The sequence below is a fragment of the Micromonospora sp. RTP1Z1 genome (assembly GCF_033804685.1).
In the GTDB taxonomy this organism is placed as follows: Bacteria; Actinomycetota; Actinomycetes; order Mycobacteriales; family Micromonosporaceae; genus Micromonospora.
Genome location: NZ_JAPFQV010000026.1, coordinates 44,085 through 62,998 on the forward strand (window position 1 = coordinate 44,085; position 18,914 = coordinate 62,998).

17 protein-coding genes are annotated in these 18,914 nt (G+C 68.5%); 11 read left to right on the forward strand and 6 right to left on the reverse strand.

Features of this window, described 5'->3' with window-relative positions:
- Window positions 1-75: 75 nt before the first annotated feature.
- Window positions 76-2,880 (forward strand): NACHT domain-containing protein, encoded by a 2,805-nt coding sequence (locus tag SLP03_RS15270; RefSeq protein ID WP_319461253.1) that lies wholly within the window; start codon window positions 76-78, stop codon window positions 2,878-2,880.
- 132 nt (window positions 2,881-3,012) lie between these two features.
- Here the strand turns inward: SLP03_RS15270 and SLP03_RS31640 are convergent, their stop codons facing one another.
- The 4 genes from SLP03_RS31640 to SLP03_RS15285 form a co-directional block, all read right to left on the reverse strand.
- Complete coding sequence (locus SLP03_RS31640; protein WP_413644528.1) at window positions 3,013-3,609, reverse strand: endonuclease domain-containing protein; 597 nt, start codon at window positions 3,607-3,609, stop codon at window positions 3,013-3,015.
- 232 nt (window positions 3,610-3,841) lie between these two features.
- Window positions 3,842-3,976 (reverse strand): hypothetical protein, encoded by a 135-nt coding sequence (locus SLP03_RS15275; protein ID WP_319461254.1) that lies wholly within the window; start codon window positions 3,974-3,976, stop codon window positions 3,842-3,844.
- Between the two features lie 32 nt (window positions 3,977-4,008).
- Window positions 4,009-6,843, reverse strand: a complete 2,835-nt coding sequence (locus SLP03_RS15280; RefSeq protein ID WP_319461255.1) for a DEAD/DEAH box helicase family protein — start codon at window positions 6,841-6,843, stop codon at window positions 4,009-4,011.
- Window positions 6,843-9,317, reverse strand: a complete 2,475-nt coding sequence (locus SLP03_RS15285; RefSeq protein ID WP_319461256.1) for a site-specific DNA-methyltransferase — start codon at window positions 9,315-9,317, stop codon at window positions 6,843-6,845. Before SLP03_RS15285 ends, SLP03_RS15280 begins: the two co-directional genes overlap by 1 nt.
- Before the next feature lie 384 nt (window positions 9,318-9,701).
- On the opposite strand from SLP03_RS15285, the gene SLP03_RS15290 reads away from it, so the two are divergent.
- From SLP03_RS15290 to SLP03_RS15335, 10 genes are all read left to right on the forward strand, one after another.
- On the forward strand, window positions 9,702-9,938 hold the full coding sequence (locus SLP03_RS15290; RefSeq protein WP_319461257.1) for a hypothetical protein: 237 nt from the start codon (window positions 9,702-9,704) through the stop codon (window positions 9,936-9,938).
- Between the two features lie 117 nt (window positions 9,939-10,055).
- Entirely contained in the window at window positions 10,056-10,715 is a 660-nt protein-coding gene (locus SLP03_RS15295; RefSeq protein ID WP_319461258.1) for an HNH endonuclease family protein, read from the forward strand.
- Window positions 10,716-11,020: 305 nt separating this feature from the next.
- Window positions 11,021-11,305: a hypothetical protein gene (locus SLP03_RS15300; RefSeq protein ID WP_262285943.1), complete on the forward strand. Its 285-nt coding sequence runs from the start codon at window positions 11,021-11,023 to the stop codon at window positions 11,303-11,305.
- Window positions 11,302-11,598, forward strand: a complete 297-nt coding sequence (locus SLP03_RS15305; RefSeq protein WP_262285944.1) for a hypothetical protein — start codon at window positions 11,302-11,304, stop codon at window positions 11,596-11,598. The genes SLP03_RS15300 and SLP03_RS15305 overlap by 4 nt, the downstream gene beginning before the upstream one ends.
- A gap of 5 nt (window positions 11,599-11,603) precedes the next feature.
- Window positions 11,604-11,810 (forward strand): hypothetical protein, encoded by a 207-nt coding sequence (locus SLP03_RS15310; RefSeq protein WP_319461259.1) that lies wholly within the window; start codon window positions 11,604-11,606, stop codon window positions 11,808-11,810.
- Between the two features lie 261 nt (window positions 11,811-12,071).
- Complete coding sequence (locus tag SLP03_RS15315; RefSeq protein ID WP_319461260.1) at window positions 12,072-12,629, forward strand: hypothetical protein; 558 nt, start codon at window positions 12,072-12,074, stop codon at window positions 12,627-12,629.
- A gap of 55 nt (window positions 12,630-12,684) precedes the next feature.
- On the forward strand, window positions 12,685-13,866 hold the full coding sequence (locus SLP03_RS15320) for an ATP-dependent DNA ligase (RefSeq protein ID WP_319461261.1): 1,182 nt from the start codon (window positions 12,685-12,687) through the stop codon (window positions 13,864-13,866).
- Between the two features lie 177 nt (window positions 13,867-14,043).
- On the forward strand, window positions 14,044-15,090 hold the full coding sequence (locus SLP03_RS15325) for a hypothetical protein (RefSeq protein WP_319461262.1): 1,047 nt from the start codon (window positions 14,044-14,046) through the stop codon (window positions 15,088-15,090).
- Between the two features lie 318 nt (window positions 15,091-15,408).
- Window positions 15,409-15,783 (forward strand): hypothetical protein, encoded by a 375-nt coding sequence (locus SLP03_RS15330; RefSeq protein WP_319461263.1) that lies wholly within the window; start codon window positions 15,409-15,411, stop codon window positions 15,781-15,783.
- A gap of 65 nt (window positions 15,784-15,848) precedes the next feature.
- Window positions 15,849-16,079 (forward strand): hypothetical protein, encoded by a 231-nt coding sequence (locus SLP03_RS15335; protein ID WP_319461264.1) that lies wholly within the window; start codon window positions 15,849-15,851, stop codon window positions 16,077-16,079.
- Window positions 16,080-16,512: 433 nt separating this feature from the next.
- On the opposite strand, the gene SLP03_RS15340 is transcribed toward SLP03_RS15335, so the two are convergent.
- Together SLP03_RS15340 and SLP03_RS15345 are read right to left on the reverse strand one after the other, a co-directional pair.
- Entirely contained in the window at window positions 16,513-17,277 is a 765-nt protein-coding gene (locus tag SLP03_RS15340; RefSeq protein WP_319461265.1) for a recombinase family protein, read from the reverse strand.
- A complete protein-coding gene (locus SLP03_RS15345) occupies window positions 17,274-18,893 on the reverse strand; it encodes a ParB/RepB/Spo0J family partition protein (protein WP_319461266.1) in 1,620 nt (539 codons plus the stop codon). Before SLP03_RS15345 ends, SLP03_RS15340 begins: the two co-directional genes overlap by 4 nt.
- Window positions 18,894-18,914 lie beyond the last annotated feature (21 nt).

Consider the following 18,914-nt stretch of genomic DNA (forward strand, 5'->3'; position numbering starts at 1 on the left):
CCACGCTGGGTGGGCGGTCAACGCACCTATCGTTACCACACCGCGCTCTGCGGCAGCGGTAAAGGGGGATCGTCCATGGACATGGCGACGCTCGGTCCGTTGGCTACCAAGGCGGCCGTCAACTGCAGCACCATCATCGGCCGGAAGCTGCTGACCAGGTACCAGCGGAACAAGATCGCCACCGAGGCCGCCGGCATCCTGGTCGCTGGGAACACCGAACGGTTCATCGAGCACCTGGACCCTCAGCAGCTCCGTCGGTTTCGGGAGTTCGCCGAGTCCGCTCAGTTCGATCACCTGGTACGCCAGGCCATGATCTCCTCCCTCGCCTCGACAACCGACGAAACGCGGAGCGTGCTGCGTGAGCAGTTGCGGCACGGCTTGCGTCACCACGGCGAGTTCGCCGGGGCGGACCTGGTACAGGCCACCGACGTCCTACACGAACTGGTGGACGCCGCGGTGCACGCGGTGCGACTGACTGCGGCACCAGGAACGCTCGACAGCGGCCGCGCCGTGGCGATGGCGGCCAGAGTGGCCGCTGCCGGGGTCCTCAACAGCGAGCTGCTGGACCGCCTCAAGTCGCTCGACGAAATTGACCAGTTCGCCAAGGCCGTTCGCTCTGCGACCAAGGCTGGCCACGCGAAGCTGCGCATGGCCGCGCACGACTTGAACCGCCAGGTCGACTACGCCCAGCTGTACGTCACCCCAGGACTGCGCCCGGCCGCCGCCTCCCCCTTGTGGGATTCATCGACCTCAGAGACGTTCGCGCTCGCTGACGGCATGAACAACGCCGTTCGCTTCGTCATCCTCGGCGACCCGGGCGCGGGAAAGTCCACGCTGGCCGCGAAGCTCGCCCACGACCTGGCGGCCGACAAGATCGGCGGCCTGGAAGGGCAGGTGCCGATCTTACTCGTCGTCCGTGCACACACTCAGTCACTGCGCACCGATCACCACACGCTGCTGCACTACCTCGAGGCGGCGTGCCGACGCCCTGGCAACGTCAACCCCCCACCGGACGCGCTCGAGTATCTGCTTCTTAACGGCCGCGCCACGGTGATCATCGACGGCATCGACGAACTCGGTGATAGCTCCTACCGGCAATCATTCGCCCAGCTCGTCGATGGCTTCGCCCACCGGTACCCGCTTGCCCGCGTCATCGCCACCTCCCGCGTCGTCGGCTATCCAGACGCCCCGCTCGACTCTGACCTGTTTCCGACCGTCGACATTGCCCCCTTCAACGAGACCCAGGTCAACCAGTACGCCAACCGGTGGTTCCGGCTCGACACCACCTTGGGCGCTGACCAGCGCCGGCAGCTGACCGAGGCGTTCATGCGGGAAAGCGAAGTGGCGCGCGACCTGCGAGTCAACCCGCTGGTGCTGTCGCTGCTGTGCGGTCTGTACTCGACCGTTCACTACATCCCGCGCAACAAGCCCGAGATCTACGAGAAGTGCGCCGAGCTGCTATTCGAGACCTGGGACCGGTCACGGGGCATCGATGTCACACACCGGTACGGGGCACACATCCGCCCAGCAGTGCAGCGCCTGGCCTGGCGGCTATTCACCGACCCGCAGGGCCGCCAAGCGCTGCGACGCGCGGAGCTGATCGCGTTCCTCGCCGAATACATGAAGACCAAGCGGTTCGAGGACCCTGATGAAGCGGCTCAGGCCGCCGCCGACTTCCTTGACTTCTGCGCAGGCCGCGCCTGGGTACTCACCGACATGGGCTCCGACGCCCTGCAACCGCACTACGGGTTCGTGCACCGCACGTTCCTGGAGTTCTTCGCCGCCTCCCAACTCGTTAAGCATCAGCCCGATCCCGAGGTGGTATGGAGCCAGTTGGAGCCGCACCTCCTCGACAGCACCTGGGACGTTGTCGGCCAGCTGGCAGTGCAGATCCTGGACCGCCATTGCGACGACGGCGCGGACCGGGTATTGCGCCTCGCGCTGGCCCGCGTCGACGAGGTCGCCAGCGCCTCGGTCAGCCACCTGTCCTTTGCCGCCCGGTGCATGGAGAACGTTGCCCCGGACAACACCACGCTCCGCGACGTGGTCACTCGCGTGGTGGCCCGATCGTGTGCAGCACCGGCGGCCGACCGTCGGAGGATCCAGCTGGAGGTCTTTCCAGAAGAGGACATACCACTTTCGGGGCTGCTGGCGGTCACCGCGCCGGACAACGCCGCCCGCATAGCCCGTGCGATTGCGGACGCCGTTGAGCGTAATGCCAGAGTTATGCCCCTGAGCAGTTCGGCCGGGTTGCTTTACGAGATGCTGCTGAACCAACCGATCGCTCTAACGGACGGCACCGGGGAGTTGATCAAAGGGCTGGTCGCGGATGACTTATCCCAGCGGGCCGTACCCGAGACGGCCCGCATGTGGCACCGCCTTATTCAGCGGCCCACCGCCGATGACCTCGCCGAGCGCGGCCTCCCGATCCTCTACGAACTGACTTACGTGGCCGGCGCTGCCATACTTCCTGTTCTCACTAGGATACTGGCGGAAACGGTCGCCCCACCCGTCGGCCAGACGGCACCAGCCCTTGGCCTGTGGGATGAAACCCTTGAAGCGTACTACCCCCAGATCATCGCCAACCGTGATTGGCTTTCCCGCGCCGCCTTGCCGCAGAACTTTTGGGACCGGGAGCTGCCCCGATTCGATGAGGCGGCACTGCGCGAGATGAGCAAACACAGCCGCGCCTCCCTGATCCTGCTTTTGCTCCCGATCATGCGGGTTGCAAGGAGGCGGCCCCACGTCGATCAGCTTGAGCAGTTCATGACCGCCACGGAAGGCAGCTACCACGAGGCGGCCATCGACATCGTCAACTCATGGGCGTTGCCCGCCGAAGCCCACGACTTCCTCGTTGAATGGGTCCGCAGACCCGGCTGACAGGGGCAAGCCCGCCGGGGTCGCTTGCCAGATGCCGGTCCGACTGCCAGCGGGCCAGGGGACCGCTGTTTACCCCGGTCCCGAGCTACGCGGAGCAGCGCTAGCAAGCGATCGGCCCCTCGTGGCCCTGCGTCAGGGGGTGACCAGCCCTCCGTTCACCCTGATCTGGACAGGTGGCCGGAAGGATCCATGGCTGCATCCAACGGGGTAGACCCACTGGAAGGGCTTCGCCGGCGGGTTCGCGTAGTACTCGGCAAAGCAATTGGGGTCATGCCAGCAGTTGTTCTCCGCGTTGTTGCAGGCAGAACACAGGAGGCCGCGTACGAGATAGGTGTCATGGCAATGGTCTATCGATTGGGGTGCTCGACGGTGGCAGGCGGCGCATCGTCCGTTCTGTAGGGGGTAGAGCACGTACCAGATGAACCATTTGGGTGGCCGCGGGGTCGGCCACGACTTGGGCGGTGCTGGTGGAAATTCTGCAAACCCGGGCCAATGCACTGCTGGCCACTCTTCTGCTAGTCCGCTGACCGGGTGTGGAGCACAGCGAACGGCTCGTGGCGTGGAGAGCACCGGCTGCCTCTCCTTCGGCGCCGACCGCGCTGGGGCAGGTTCCTGCCCTCGGGCATGATCGCAAAGCGGGACGCCTGTGGCTGGATGCAGTGGGTGCCAGAACCCGTCTTCTCCGAGGCCGGACTCGGTTGCAAGAAGTAACGGATCGCCCGGAAGCATCTCCGGGCACGTACCGGTGCGGTGGTATCGGCTTGTCAAAACCTCCTCTGCACCTCTCAGCCGGTCCACCACTTCCGCAAGGATTTCGGGGTCGACGAGGACGCGTAGACGCTCTGCAAGAGCGAACGCGTCATCCGTCGGAAGCGTGACCCTCCTGACGGTCACGGCCACTCCTCAATGCAGGCGAGAAAAGCCTCGCCTGCTGTACGCCGGGACCGTTGCCTCACCAAGACTAGAAGTCGTCGTCTTCGACGCGAACCTGCGCGCCGAGGGTCTGACCCTTTGCCTCGATCTGCTCCTCGTCCCCTTCGGCGGTCAGCAGGGTTGGGTCGAGGCTCAGCAGCCGATGGGTCGGCGGGGTTGGCATTGTCGACAACCTTCACGAGCTAGCCGTGCTTCTCATCGCGTGGCATGCCGGTCAGGTCGCCCGTGCCTGCGAAGGTCCTCGCCGTGTTCTTCATCGGACGGTGGCGGGAAAGTCTCGCCCCGGGGCGCCGGCGCCAGACCGGTCCTGTGAAGCGCACTCAGGTCTGCGTCGAGCGTGCCCGGGTCGTAGCAGATGCGGTGGATCCAGGTGCCGAGGCCGTTCCAGGTGTTGACGGCCTCAATCCAGCGCCGGGCGGCGGTCGCCTTGGCGTCATCCTTCTCGTCAGGGATCCCCTTGCCCTCAAGGAGCACGGTCAGGCCGCTCTTCATCCGGACCACGAAGTCCGGGCGGTAGCGGTGAGTGATGCCGAAGTAGAGGTACGGGATTTCCAGGAACAGCTTGTGGTTCTTGACCCAGGCCTGCACCTCGTCGTGTGCGTCCAGCACGGCGCACATCTTGCGTTCCAGGCCGGAGTCGACGACGGCGTGTGACAGGTGACTCCTGGCGGCGGGGACGCACCGGTCGGTGGGTGCATTGAAATTCAAGCCGTCGGTGGTGCCGGTGGGCTGGTACTCGTCGAGGGCCGGCAGAAATCGCTCCGGTCCCTCGCCCGGCCGTAGTGCGGCGGAGAGCCGCTCACGGATGACGGTGAGGTAGCGGAGGTTGCAGATCTCCCGTGGGTCAACGCCGTCCGCGTAGTCAATCTTGCCGCCCTCTGTGACCGGCCGAATGACCTGCCGCGCGATGCGGAGCGCCTGTGGAAACAGCCACGGCTTCTTGTATGGCTCGATCAGCCCGGCAGCGACGCGGAACAGGAGCCGCTGGACGCGAAAGTTCTCGTAGGCGCGCTCCCGGTCCTGTGTCTCGCCGCCCATGCCGCCGTGCGGGGTGCCGAGGTCGAACTCGACCCATGTCTGGGTCGGGTCGAATCGGGGCGTGACCCGGATCGGCTCGATCGCGTCCAGGTCGATACTCAGGGTGTCCTGGATATCCGGTACCACCTGGACGAGCCGCGGGAACTCGATCCGCATGGCCGGCCGGTCGCGCACGGTGTGCACGTTGGTGTAGTCGGGCGGTGGGCTCGGTTTCCCGCCGGTGGCCTTCGCCATCGGCAGCAACTGGAACGGGACGCCGTAGATGTCGACGAACTCCGGCTGGGAGAGATCGCTCATGCTTGAGCGACGCAGGCCGCGGCCGACGACCTGCTCACACAGAAGCTGGGACGCGAAAGCTCGAAGGCCGAGGATCTGCGTCACATTGCGTGCGTCCCAGCCCTCGCTGAGCATGGCGACGGAGATGAGGCAGCGGACCTGCTCGCCCGGCTTGCCGACGCGGCCCACGGTGGCGACGATCTCGCGCGTCTGCTCGGCGGCGCCATTGCCCTCGCCAGCCTCGGCCTTAGCGAGGGCGTCGGAGTCGATGCGGATGGTGACGCGGTCGCCGGTCTTCGGGTTGACCAGCATCGGCGAGGCCTCGCCGATCTCGGCGATGTGCTTTTCCAGCAGCCGCGCGACAGTGGTGTCGTGAGCGATGACGACCATCGCCGGCGGTACGGCGCGGCCAGCCTCCTCCCAGGTGGTGAACGTGGCCTCCCACGCGGCGGCGAGCTGCTTGAGCGGCCCGTCGGCCTCGGCGAGGTAGTCCATCATCGGGTGCGACTCGGCCTCGGCCTGGTTGCGCTTGGGAAGCGTCTTGCGGATGTGCTCCCACAGGTTGCGGTACTTAGGCACGGCCTCCCCGGCGTCGTCGGCCGTCGGCGTGCGGGGGATCTTCACGAGCCCGGACTCGATTGCGTCGACCAGCGCGAAGTCGCTGATGATCCACTCGAACGGCCTCCATGCCCGGTCCTTGAACATGCCGGGAAACATGGGCGTCGCAGACAGATCGATCGCGCGCAGGACGCCGCGGCGGCGGTGGATCCGCTCCAGCCCGTCGATCCACACGGTCGCCTCGCGCAGCTCGTCTGCGTCCGCGCCACGGGCGACCGCGTCGGGCGGGAACCGGTAGGCGTGGTGGGCCTCGTCGTTGAGGACGAGGACCCGACCGGTCGGCGACAGGTCTGTGAGGACCCGGCGGCAAAAGGCGGCGTCGGACTCCCGGCCACGCTTGAGCACGGACCGCTTTGGATCCTCCTTGGGCGCGAGCCCGTGCCAGTTCATCACTTGGACGCGGATCTGACCGAGCAGCGCCGAGTACTGCGGCGGGATCAGGCCGAACTCGATGTAGAGCGACTCGGGGTGTGTCGGGTCGATGCCGCCCGTACGGGCGAGCCGGTCCCGGACGGTGATGTTGGGCGCGATAACGAGGATCTGGTCGGCGAACCGGGTGTCCTGCCGGTTGGCAGCCTTGTTCAGTCCCGACCAGGTGGTGACCAAGGCCATCACCATCGTCTTGCCGGTGCCGGTGGCCATCTTCACCGCCCAGCGTGCATACGCCTCGCCGGAGCCCGGCACGTCGACGCCGACCTTGAGATGGTCGGGCGCCTCGACGAGAAACACTATGGTCTCGACGGCCTCCTGTTGGCAGAAGAACGGCCGCGTGGCGGACGCGACCCGGTCGTCGTCGAACCAGTGCCGAAACAGGTCGCGTGTGATCGTTGTGGCACCGGCATACCCGTCGGCGCGCCACTGCCTGACGCGGTCTCGGAGGTCGTTGACCAGCGCGAGTGGGATGACATCGTCGGTGATTTTGAGCTGGCCGTCGGGCGACGGCGCCAGGTAGCCCGCGGTCCGGCGGCCGTCGCGGATTTCCGGGGTGACGCCGCTGAAGTGCCAGTAGCGCGTCGGTTCCGCAAAGGCGTTGTTGATGATGGGGTTGCCTTCGATGACCGTGCTGACGCCACCGCTCTCAGCCGCGCCGCTCGCCATCAGGAGGCGCTCCCGGGCAGCGGAAGCAGGACCTCGGCGGCGTTGCCGTCCTGGGCGATGACGCGGACCGCGACGCGGTGATGTTCCCCGGCGTTGAACGGCAGTGATGTCCACCCGTGAAGCTCACCGAGCAGGTCGGCGTCCACGGTTCCGCGCAGCGCCGCCTGAAGTTTCTTCCACGCGTCGGTGACGGGGAAGAACGCCTGCGCCACCCGGAACACGGTGCCGTCGTAGTCGTCGTCGAGGAACCAGGCCTGGACGCCGGTCCGACCGTGGGAGACGACCTCGCCCGTAGCGGCGTCAAAGGTGTCGACGCCTTCGACCGTGACGCGGTAGCCGTCCTTGCCCTGCTCAATCTTGACGTCCGGGGCGGAGTAGAGCCGGAACGTCTGGGACGCCTTCGTGTTCTTGAGCAGGTCGCCGACGAGCAGATCCGGGTTCGCCAGCAGCAGCGACACCTGTGTTCCGCCGACCTTGCCGGTGGCGAGGCGTTCCTGCGCGTCGGCGGACACCGCGAACCCGGCGAACACCACCATGTCAAAGCCGATCGCCTCGCGCAGTGCGTCCGAGACCTGCGCCATCGTGATCGCGCCGAACTTCGGACCCAGCGCGACAGCGAACCGGCGCCGTTTGCCGCCCAGGTCGGCCACACCTTCCGCCTGGAGTGCACCAGCCCCGGCGAGCGGCGCCAGCGACTCGATCTTTGATGGCCGGCTGCCCGGGCGCGGGATGCCCTGCGCCTGCAGCGCCGCCAGGAGCGTCTGCACATGGTCGGTCGCGTCGATCTCGATGTGCTCCGGCTCCGACGGGGCCTCGTCGGTCGGATTGACCGCGTAACGCGACAGCGCCTCGACGGTGAACGGGCCGCTCGCGCGCACCTTCCCCTTGACGACGATCGGCAGGTCACATAGCACGACCTGTTCCGGCTCCTCGCCCCGCGCGATCGACCGCAGCGTTACCCGCTGAAGGGTCCTGTACTTCAGCCCACCGTCGACGCCGCGGCCTGGATCGAGAAGCTGGTAGTAGTCGTACCGGGCGGTGAGCAGGCGTTCCCGGGCGATCGCGAGAGCGACCCGACTGGTGTCGGTGGTGATCCACCGCCTCCCGTACTGCTCAGCGACGAAGGCCGTCGTGCCTGACCCGCATGTCGGATCAACGACGAGATCGCCAGCGTCGGTAGTCATCAGGATGCATCGAGCGATGACGCGCGGGTTGGTCTGCACGACGTACTGTTTCTCCGCGCCGAAGCCGGACTGCACGGTGTCGTCCCAGACGTTCGTCAGCGGGCGCGCATCGAAGTCATCGAGATACCGGACGTAGCTGAGAGTGCTGCCACCGCCTCCCTGGAGACGGCGAGCCGCCTTGAGGCGCTCCATCCCTTCCGGACCCGTCTTCCAGACGCCGCGTGCTGGCTGGTAACGCTTCCCGTCGAGTTCGACCGTGTAACGCCCGCTGTTCTCACGTACCGCTTGAGACGTGAGGTTGTCGATCCGGTAGGGGCGAGATCCATCGGGAAGAGCGACTTTGCCCTTGATTTCGTCGGAGGTCATCCGCCGTCGCGAGCCATCAGCCAGCTCGAGGTAGGCGTAGTTGAGGTCATCTCCCACGCCGCGCTTTGCCAGATAGAGCTGGCGATACTTCATCTGCTCGCGATCCTTCGCGTACCAGACGAGGTAGTTGGCCGTCGCCGGTAGCGCCCGGAGTTCGCCGGGTGCACCAGCGCCGCTCGTGGTGACAAAGGAAATCTGGCTCACGAAGTTCTCGCCGCCGAACACCTCGTCGAGCACCGCGCGGACGCGGTGCACGTTCTCCTCACCGATCTGGATGAAGATCGAGCCGGTGTCGGCAAGCAGCTCGTGTGCGACAGCGAATCGGTCACGCAGGTACGTCAGATAAGTATGGACACCGAGTTCCCATGTATCACGGTAAGCCTGGATCATCTCCGGCTCGCGAGTCAGCGATTTGTCATCGCCGTCCTTGACCGCGCGATCGCTGATCCGGGGCTGGAAGTTGCTCTGGTACCTGATGCCGTACGGCGGATCCATGAACACACACTGGACCTGACCAGCCATGCGTTCGCGGTCGAGCAGGCTCGTCAGCACCATCAGGCTGTCGCCGAGGATCATCCTGTTCGACCAGTTCAGGTCGTGCTCGTAGAACTCAACCGCCTGAGCGGGGTCAAGCACGTCAAGGTCGAACAGTGGCTGCTGAAGCCGCTGCCGCCGCACGGACCCAATGATCTTCTGCGCGGACAGTTCCTCGTGCACGTGGATCGACGGTGCGGGTACATCGACGGCGTTCCGCTCGGCCTTGCCCGCCCACACGAGTTGGGGGTCGAGGTGCGGGTCATACGCGAGCCGGCGTACCGGTGTCTCATCGCGGTCAAGGTGCGCCAGACCAGCCGGCGGATTATTGGTCCGCTTAGCGGCAACGTGTTCGTAGTCGTCAACAAAGACCGTCTTGTCGACGTTCACCCCGCTTCGACCCGCCACCTACATCCACTCCCCCGCCGCTCAACTCCACGTGCCTTCCGCCTTGCCCGGATGACCGTACAGGTGAGAGGCCATACATACGAGACCGACCGAGCGCCATTGGTCCGGGCGCCCGACGCCTCTTTGGATACAGCCACCGTGCCGTACGAGGCGCGGAACACCATCGAGCGGGCGCAGCGCCGACACGCATGTGGTCGGCTTCCCGTACCGGCAGACCCGCGAGCTGGTCTGCGACGAGCCGGAACACTGCCACGACGGCCACGGCTAGGCCGGCCGCTCGGCGACCAGGCCGATGCGGGACTGGTGGGCGTGGCGGTGCGGCGAGCACCTGGCCATTCGCAGAGACGCGGGCGGCATGATGACCGGATGGCGGCAGTAGAGGCATGGTTTATGGGTGGACCGGTCGACGGGAGACTGATGCCCGTGGAGGTCGCCGCCGATGGCAGCCCGCCGGCGGTGGTCGAGCTGCCTCAGACTGGCTTCTACATCGGGGCGAGCGATGTCGCTGCGCCCGCGGTCGAGCACGTCTACTTCCTCGCCGACAGGCTTGACGACACCGAGGTCTACCAGTACCAGCAGCCTCCGTCGGAGGCGAGAGACTGACAGCTACCGCCGGCGGAGCGGCTGTTCTGCGGTTGTTCGCTTGTAGACCATTGCTATGCCGGTCGGCACCTGTGTATATCGAAGTACCGCTATCTTCGATGAACGGGAGAGCCGACCGTGACCCGTACCCTGCGATGGGCCGCCACGCTGCTGGCCGCCATCACCGCCACCACCGCCCTGACCGCCGCCCCCGCCCACGCCGAGACCTACTCCGCCGCCCTGCGCACCGCGGTGGCGAACCTGCCCGTGGCCAGCGAGGTCCGCACCGGGTACGACCGCAGCCTCTTCCCGCTCTGGATCGACGCCGACGGCGACGGCTGCAACACCCGCTACGAGGTCCTCATCGCCGAAGCCACCACCAAGCCCACGATCGGATCCGGCTGCTCCCTGTCTGGTGGGCGCTGGTACTCCTACTACGACAACGCCCACTGGACCATCACCAGCGACCTCGACATCGACCACATGGTGCCCCTCGCCGAAGCCTGGGACTCCGGCGCCCGGAACTGGACCACCAGCCGCCGCCAGTCCTACGCCAACGACCTCGGCGACTCTCGCCCCCTCGTCGCCGTCACTGACAACGTCAACCAGGCCAAGGGCGACCAGGACCCGGCCACCTGGATGCCGCCCTACGCTTCCGCCCGCTGCCGCTACATCAACGAATGGGTCGCCACGAAGATCCGCTGGCGGCTCACCGTCGACACCGCCGAGAAGAACGCCCTGACCAGCTGGGCGAACTCCTGCACCAACGTCACCATTACCGTCGTCCGCGCCTTCTGACGGCATCCGAAGGGCGCCGCGCTGGCCGGTTCTTGCTTCAGGCCCGGGTTGGTTGCGGCGCCCTTCCCGTATCGGGAGTTGGCTCAGCGGGCCCCTTTCATCGTGCCGGGGTCGGTTGACCGGACGCGGTCCGGCGGCGAAAGGCCGCCCGTCGGCGCCCAGGCGTAAATCCACGGCGGGCCAGCGCCGGCGAGGGGCTCAAGCTCGTAGACGCCGGCCATGTCGGCATCGAGTAACTCGCCACCGAACTCCACCCACAGCCAGTTCTGGTCGTTGACCCGCGTTTACGTGTGTAAACTGGAGGCGTGGTGGAGGAGCAGATCCGCTGGGACGAGGAGAGCTACCGGGCGATCGCCGCGAACGGCGTGGCCTGGCAGGACGCCTCGTACGTCCTACGTCACGGACGCCCGCGGGTGCGCCGCCACATCGGGGCGCTGCTGCACATCGCCGCGCACGCGCCCAACGGCTCCATCATCGGGGTCACCCTGATCGAGGAGAGCGACGACCAGTACCTCGTCGTCAGCGCCCGCCGCGTGGAGGGCGACGAGCGCGACGCCGTGGCGAAGATGCTGTCAGGAGGCAGGGGATGAACCGCGAAGACGCTCTCAACGCCGCCAACGCACCGGTCGACTGGACCGCCGGCGAGGTCGAGCACCAGCCGCGGCCGGTCAAGTCCGTGTACTCGATCCGACCGGGCGAGGAGCTGGCGCGCTGGCTCGAGGACGAGGCCGACCGACTCGGCACCGACCCGGGCCGGTACCTAAAGCAGCTACTCGTCGACGCCCGGGCCCGCGCCGCCGCGGCCGAGGACCCGACCGTCACCGTGCGGCTATCCGAGCTACACCGGGCCATCGACCAGGCCGCCGGCCTAGCGGCGGCCTGACGCCCGTGGCTGAGCACACCAGGCTCGTCGAGCCGGCAGCCAGCTTCGCCTCCACCGACTTCTGGCGCCGGCTCACCCGGGACGTCCGTGGACACGACGACCACCCGCTCATGCTCGTCGGGTCCGCCGAGAACACCGCCCGCTACGACCTGCGGTGCAACCGCTGTGACAGCGTCCTCGTCGAGGTCCTCGTCGACCGGGCGGCCGCCTGACCCGGTGAGCATCCGGTACGCCACCCGCACCTCCGCCAGGCGCACGCCGCCGTTGTAGCGCAACTGCGCGCGACCGTCCGCGGTGGCCACCTCGAATACCACCGTCGCCGGCGGCTCGAGGTCGGGCAGGCCGGTCACGCCATCCAGTCTGCCGGCTCGCGGGGATGCTCGCCTCCACCGAGTCCTGATCTTGTGTCGTCTTGGAGACACTGATTTCCTGAGGGCAACCAACGCCGCTGATGATCACTAAGATCCCCGCGCATGACCGAACCCACCGCGACTGCGCCAGCCGGCAAACGCCGAATCCTCATCGCCGCAGCTGCCGTCGCTGTTGCCGTCCTCATCCTCGCCGTCGGTTTCGCGCTCGGACGTGGCTCTGATCAGCCGGAGGCGGCGAATCGCCAAGCGGCGACTGCATCTCCCACCGCTGCCGCCACCACCCTAGCCGCCACGCCCAGCGCATCGCCCACCCCGTCACCGAGCAGCTCGCCGAGCTACACACCGAAGCTGCCGACGACGATGACGGACGAGGGAGGCGACTGCATCGACGGCAAGCCCGACAAGTGTGGCCACTACGTCGCCGGGTCCAGCTGCAAGAACGTCGAGTGGTGCGAGAAGGATGACCTTGTCGAGCCGGGAACGTGGGCGACTGACGGGGGTACGGGCCCGAGCGACTGCAGGTGGGGGCTGTCCCTGCCGCCGGAGTACGGCTTCGATGGCGGCGGCTACGCGACGTCGTACATGGAGATCGACGTGCCCAAGGGCGCGATCTTCGACACCCACAATTGCCTCGCCGGTTGGAAGTGGCTACACCCGTAGCTGGCACCCCGAGAACACGACGACGGCCCCCGGCTATTGCGCGTGGGACGTCGCCGTGTTCAAGGTACTGACCCATTCGCCCTGCCCAATCTGCGCCCGCCGTGCCATGCCGGTCCGGCACGATCGCCGCAGGGGGCCGGATGAGCGTGGTGCGCTGCGTGGGTGGCTCGGCCCGGCCGGGGTGAGCCTCGGCCGGCCCGAGCCGGTGCTGCGTCGGCCGGTCGCCCCGATGCTCTCAGCGCCGGTGGACGCGGTGCCGCAGGGGCCGCGTCTGGCGTACGAACCCAAGTGGGACGGCTTCCGTGCTATCGCCTTCGTCGATGCGGCCGGCGTCTACCTGCAGTCGCGCGCCGGCAAGAACCTGACCCCGTACTTCCCGGATATCACCCGGGCGATCCGCCAGACCCTCCCGCAGGGGGTGATCCTCGACGGGGAGCTGATCGTGTGGGAGCGGGGGCGGACCAGCTTCGCCCGGCTGCAGCGCCGGATCACCGCCGGCCGGGGCCTGCTGATGATTGCGCGGGAACACCCGGCGCACTACGTCCTGTGGGATCTGCTCGCCGACGCCGGCGGGCACGTCGTGATCAACGCGCCGCTGCTCGAGCGGCGGGCCCGGCTGGCGGAGCTGCTCGAGGCCGCGCCGGCGCAGCTGACCCTCACGCCGCAGACCACCGACATGAACGAGGTGGGCGATTGGCTGACCACCTACACGACGGCCGGGATCGAAGGGGTGGTCGTCAAGCGGCTCGACGGCCGGTACGAGCCCGGCCGGCGCGGATGGCAGAAGTTCCGGGTGCGCGCGGCGACCGAGGCGATCATCGGCGGGGTGACCGGCAGCCTCGGCAACCCGAGCACCCTGCTCCTCGGTCGGTTCGATCGACGGGGACACCTGCGCTACGCCGGCAGGAGCCATCCGCTGGCGATGGTCCAACGCCGGGAGCTCGCGCCGCTGCTGTCCCCACCCCGGTTGCAGCGCCGGGGCATCGTCGCGCACCCCTGGCCGCAGCCGCTGCCGGCAAGCTGGACCGGGCATCTGGACCGACCCGAGCCACTGCGCTACGGGCAGGTGGAGCCGACCGTGGTGGCCGAGATCGAAGTGGATACCGCTTTCGAGCACCGGCGATGGCGCCACCGGGTGTGGTACGTGCGTCCGCGGCTGGACCTGTCGGTGTACGACGTGCCCCTGCTGCTCGGCGAGGACGCCGACCCGTTCTGGGATGCCGCGGCCGGAGCGTGACGTGGCGGGTGGCTCATCGTCGGACGGTGGGTCGGTCGATCGGATCTTGCCCCAGGCAACCGGCGGCTGTGCCAGCACTGCCGGGGGAGGGCGTCTGTGGGAACGCTGTGAGAGCGTTGGTGGTATTGCGCTCAGTACCGGGCAGCGCGACACCAGACCTGGGAGACCTCCACACCCATGACCACCCCCTACGACCCTGCCCAGAACCAGCCCGGCCAGCAGCCGATGCCGCCGACCGCCCAGTTCCCGCAGGTCCCCGCCGGCCAGGTCCCGCCGCCGCCCGGCCAGTACCCGCCGCCGCCCGGCCAGTACCCGCCGCCGCCCGGCCGGTACCCGCCGCCGGCGCCCGGTCAGTACCCACCGCCGCCTCCCGGCCAGTTCCCGCCGCCTCCCGCCACCAAGAAGCGTCCCTCCTGGCTGCTTCCGACCCTCATCGGCGTCGGTGTGTTCGTGGTGCTGTGCTGCGGCGGCTCGATGGTGATCGGCCTGGCCAGCGACGACAAGAAGACCGACGGCGTCTCCGCCAGCAAGGAGATCCCCGCCGTCAACCCCAGCACCTCGGCCTCGAGCGCGGCGGCCCCGGCGCCTGCGCCAACGGCACTAGCCATTCCGGCCGGGCACAAGATGACGCCGGCCAAGTGGTGCACCACCTACGCCAAGGTGTTCATTCAACTTGAGGCAAAGCGAGACAAGATCAGCGATCTACGCGGAACCCAGTACAAGAACGGCGTTGCGCTCGACAACACCAGGCGGACGGCGCAGGCTGACGCACTGTGGGCTGAGGTTGAGGCGTTCGATCCTGGGCAGGCGATCGCCGATGCGCTCGTGTCGCTTCCGCACTCCAGCTACGAGGAGGCGGCGCTGGCCGCGCCGGATGGCGCGGACGCCAACCCCGTGAACGTCGCCATGTGGCACGCCTATGACGACGTTGGCCGGGCGCGCGACTACTACGTGGAGAAGTGGGATAGCTCGCTGTTCGGGCCGGATGATGCCGGCGGCGCCCGCAGCTACGCATCGAGCACACTTACCGACGCTATCGGCGAGCCGCCGAACGGAAAGCCCGGCTCGGGCAAGACAGGCCTCTGCTACGTCCAGCAGCCGTACGAGGACCAGCCGGGCGGCGAAGGCACAGTCAGCACAGGAGGTGGCAGCGCTGGCTGCGAGTACCACGGTAGGCCTAGGGCCACGTGGAAGGTCTGGCGCTGGGGCGACTGGAGCTGCTGAGCCGATCAGCGGCTCACCGACGTTGACGAGTGCGCCTACCGCTTGGCGGAGCATGCCAGGCGCCGGCCGATCACGCGCTGGGCCGTTCCCGGCGAGCTGACCACCATGGTGGGTGTGAGCAGGTGGTCCGTGTCGGCTGATGAGGGGCCCCAACCCGCTGTCGCCGATTGCCATCGTGGCCCCCTTCCCTCCTGGGGCGCCGCGTCCTAAGCGGATGGCCTGAGCTGGACCTGAGGCCCGTGCTCCAGCGCCACATGGAGGACTCCGAAAGTCCCCCGGCTACCAATTGATCGAACACTTGTTCGATAGCCTGGCCAGGTGGAGTGGGGCACCCGATGGCACATCACCATCCGCTGGGACCGGGCCGACAACAGCCCGGCCGGCGTGACCATCGTCGAGCGCGTCGTCGATTCCCCCGCCGAGCTGCGCCGCCTGGTCGAGGCCGCCCGCGCCGACCCGCACGTGGTCGCCTTCCCGTACCGCCAGGTCCGCGAGCTAGTCGGCGACGAGCCGGCGCGCTGCCGCGCCGGGCACGCCTACGCCGGCGGATCCGCCACCCGGCCGGTGCGCGATTGGTGGCCCTGCTCCTGCGGCGGGCACCTGGTGCTGCGCTGCCGCCGCTGCCCCGACGTCCTCGCGGACCCGCCCGTGAGCGGCGACTGCGACACGAAGGGGCGGGCCACGTCTCCGTGACCCGCCCCGGTTGGTCCGCCTGCCGGACTAGCCTCGCGTCGCTGGTCCGCTCAGCGGACCAGGGCGTGTTGCTAAAGCTGATCGGTGCCCTGTCTGCGAAGGCGACCGGGCGTCCTCTGGCGGCGCCCTACTTCGGTGTGGCGCGCTTCTTCTTCAGCTCCTCGTTCTTCTTCTTCAGCTCCTCGTTCTTTCGCATGAGCTTGGCCTTCTCCTTGAGGCGCTTCGCCTCTGCTTCAAGCTCTCTCGGGGTCCTGTTCGTCGCGCCGGGAGTTCGTGGCAACGTCGTTTCCTTTTGAGTCCGGAAATGATTTTTTTATGATAAGTCTCATGCCGCATCAAGGGAAGGGCCTGACGCAGGCTCCAGCGATGGTTTCTCCCTGACGGAGCGTGTCTCCCACGAGGTCGGCCGCTGTTCGAAGCCGGCAGATTCAGGCAGCAACTACACCCTCGTTTGCGATGAGCCGGTTTAGCAACCGCCGCCGCCGAGGTGCCCGACGATGCCGCAGCCGCGCTCCCGCTGCACATGGATGGCGCACACCTTGCACAGCACCACCGCGCCGTCGCCGAGCAGCGCCCGCGCCTGCCGCTGGCGCGGCCCGTATCCACACGTCCGTCCCGCACTTCTCGCACGTCGCCAGCGCGTGCTCGACGGTCGGCACGTACTCCGGTGCTCCGCTGCCCTCCAGCAGCGCGTTCAGGTTCGTCGGCGGGCAGCCGAGGATCGCCCGGTCACCGATCTCCACGCGAATCCTCCTCATGTTCCGTGCTGGTCGAGGCGACGATCCGGCCGTCCGCGCCGACCCGCACACCGTGGCCGGCCACCCGGCCGCCCGCCGCCCGCACCGCGTCGACCCGCTCGAACACCTGCTTGCCGAAGCCCAGCCGCTCCACCGACGGCACCACCACCGTGTCCGCCACGCCGTCCGCGACGTCGGCGACGGCCTCCCGCCAGCCGCGGGTGCCGACGTGCTCGCCGACCACCTCGTAGCCCTGCTCCGCGCACCACCGCCGCGCCACCTTGGTCAGCTCCTCGATGGTGGCCCGGCCGCCGCGCACCGCGCGGGAGAACAGCACCGCCCGGCGCCGCACCCACCGCCGCGCCGCCTGGTCCCACCGGGCGTGCTCGTACAGCCGGGACAGGTCCGGCCCCGAGCCCTCCACGTCCGGGGAGCACCGCACGAACTTCTTCGCCTCGACGTCCCAGCGGACGTGCCAGCCGAACTCCCGGCACTCCCGGTGCGCCGGCCACCGGCCGGTCCAGTCCGCCCGGCCGCAGTCGTGGCCCTCCAGGTGCGCCCGGCACCACATGCGCTTCATGCCCGTGGCCAGGCACTCGGCCACGTCGCAGTCGTCGCGATGCTCCTCGCCGATCGCCACCTCGCAGGCCGGGCAGGTGCCGCGCAGCAGCTCCTCCATGCTGTCGGTCGGGCCAGCGCCGGCGGCGCGCACCAGCTCGGTACGCGCCGCCGGCTGACCCGAAGGGGTCAGGCTCACTGCTCGCCGCCCGCCTTGGGCTCGCCCGCGTCCAGGTCGGCCTCCGGGCACGGGTCCGTCTCGGCGGCCTCCGCCGGCTCGCCGTCGCCGTCCGGCTCGGCCGCCGGCTCGACGTCGTTCTCCGGCAGGTTCACGTCCTCGACCGGCCGCACCCCTTCGGCGTCCTCCACGTAGCCCTCGGCCTCGTCGTACTCCAGCGCCTCGGCCTCTTCCTCCTCCAGGGCCCGCCGCCGCTCTTCCTCCTCCTCGACCAGCTCGGCGTGCCAGGTCTTCTCGGCCTCCGACAGCTCGTAGCCCTCGGCCACCAGGCGGTTCAGCCACGGCAGCACCAGGTGCCCCCGATTGGAGTACCGCCCGGCCGCCACGGTCGCCGCGTTCGCCTCGTGCGCCGCGACGAACCGGGCGACAAGCAGCCGGTTCAGCCGGTCGATGCCGGCCGTCTGCCCGTCGCGCGGGTCACCGCCGGCCAACGCCGTGACCAGCTCGTCCTCGGCCCGGTCGTAGAAGGCCGGCATCACCACGGCGGCGCGTATCGCGTCGACCAGCAGGGCCTTCGCGCCCTTCGCGCTGCCCCACTTCTCGACGAGGAACCGCCGCCGCACCTCGCCGGCGTCCAGCAGCTTCTGCCGCCGCTCCTCGGCCTCCCGCTTTGCCAGCTCCTCGGCGACCTTCTGCGCGGGGCTCTTGTACTGCGTCCACTTCGTGCGCTTGTACCCGTGGGCGTCGGGGTCCTCGCACACGATGACGGCCCGCATGTTCCCGTACGAGCCCTCGACGATCGCGCCGAACCCCTCCAGCGTCTTGACCTTCTCGACGTCCAGCGGCTGGCCGTCGGCGTCCACCAGGTCCTCGACCTTCGCCGCCGCGCAGTTCCACGGCCAGTCCTTCGGCTTCTTCAACACCCGGACGCCGGCCGCCGTCAGCTCCTCGGTCAGCGTCTCGGTCGCGCTCTTGTCCTCGCGCTTGCGCTTCTCCTCCTGGACCCGGTGGCGCACACCCCAGCCGGACTCGACGCCCTTGAGGATCCGCTCCATCGCCTTCGGGTCGTCCTCGAACTCCTCCAGCGCGGCGACGTCCTCCAGCGTCAGCTTGCCCGCGTCGGCCGCCTCGGTCGCCACGTCGCCGAGCGTCTTCAACTTCAACGCGGACTTGACGTGCTTCTGGCTCCGGCCGGTGCGCCGGGCGATCTCGGCGACGTCCAGGCCGAACAGCTCCAGCTGCGCGTACCCGTTCGCCCGCTCGCTCTCGGTCAGGTCGGCGCGCTGGTCGTTCTCGACGAGCATCGCGACGATCTGCGCGGGGGCCAGGCCCTCCAGGTCGGGCCGCACCAGGCACGGCACGGTCTGCGGCTGGCCGTCGGGCCACTCGCCGGCCTCGATCGCCTCGGCCGCCGCCTTCGCGCGTCGGTGGCCGGCGACGATCCGGTGGCCGTCGCCGTCGGGCACGACGGTCAGCGCCTGCAGAACGCCGCTCGCGGCGATCGAGGCGCGCAGCTCGGTCAGGTCGCCGAGCGAGCTGCGCAGGTTGCTCTCGTGCGCGAGCAGCGCCCGCGGGTCGATCTGGGCGAGGTGCGGGGCCTTCTTGCCCCGGGGCCGCGCCTTCACTGCTGCTGTCACTTCCGGTCTCTCCTCTTCCAC

Bases quoted from the DNA above. Each gene is read 5' to 3' on its own strand.
- SLP03_RS15270 (WP_319461253.1), top strand. From the start codon at position 76: ATGGACATGGCGACGCTCGGTCCGTTGGCTACCAAGGCGGCCGTCAAC.
- SLP03_RS31640 (WP_413644528.1), bottom strand. From the start codon at position 3,609: ATGCTTCCGGGCGATCCGTTACTTCTTGCAACCGAGTCCGGCCTCGGA.
- SLP03_RS15275 (WP_319461254.1), bottom strand. From the start codon at position 3,976: ATGCCAACCCCGCCGACCCATCGGCTGCTGAGCCTCGACCCAACCCTG.
- SLP03_RS15280 (WP_319461255.1), bottom strand. From the start codon at position 6,843: ATGGCGAGCGGCGCGGCTGAGAGCGGTGGCGTCAGCACGGTCATCGAA.
- SLP03_RS15290 (WP_319461257.1), top strand. From the start codon at position 9,702: ATGGCGGCAGTAGAGGCATGGTTTATGGGTGGACCGGTCGACGGGAGA.
- SLP03_RS15305 (WP_262285944.1), top strand. From the start codon at position 11,302: ATGAACCGCGAAGACGCTCTCAACGCCGCCAACGCACCGGTCGACTGG.
- SLP03_RS15315 (WP_319461260.1), top strand. From the start codon at position 12,072: ATGACCGAACCCACCGCGACTGCGCCAGCCGGCAAACGCCGAATCCTC.
- SLP03_RS15325 (WP_319461262.1), top strand. From the start codon at position 14,044: ATGACCACCCCCTACGACCCTGCCCAGAACCAGCCCGGCCAGCAGCCG.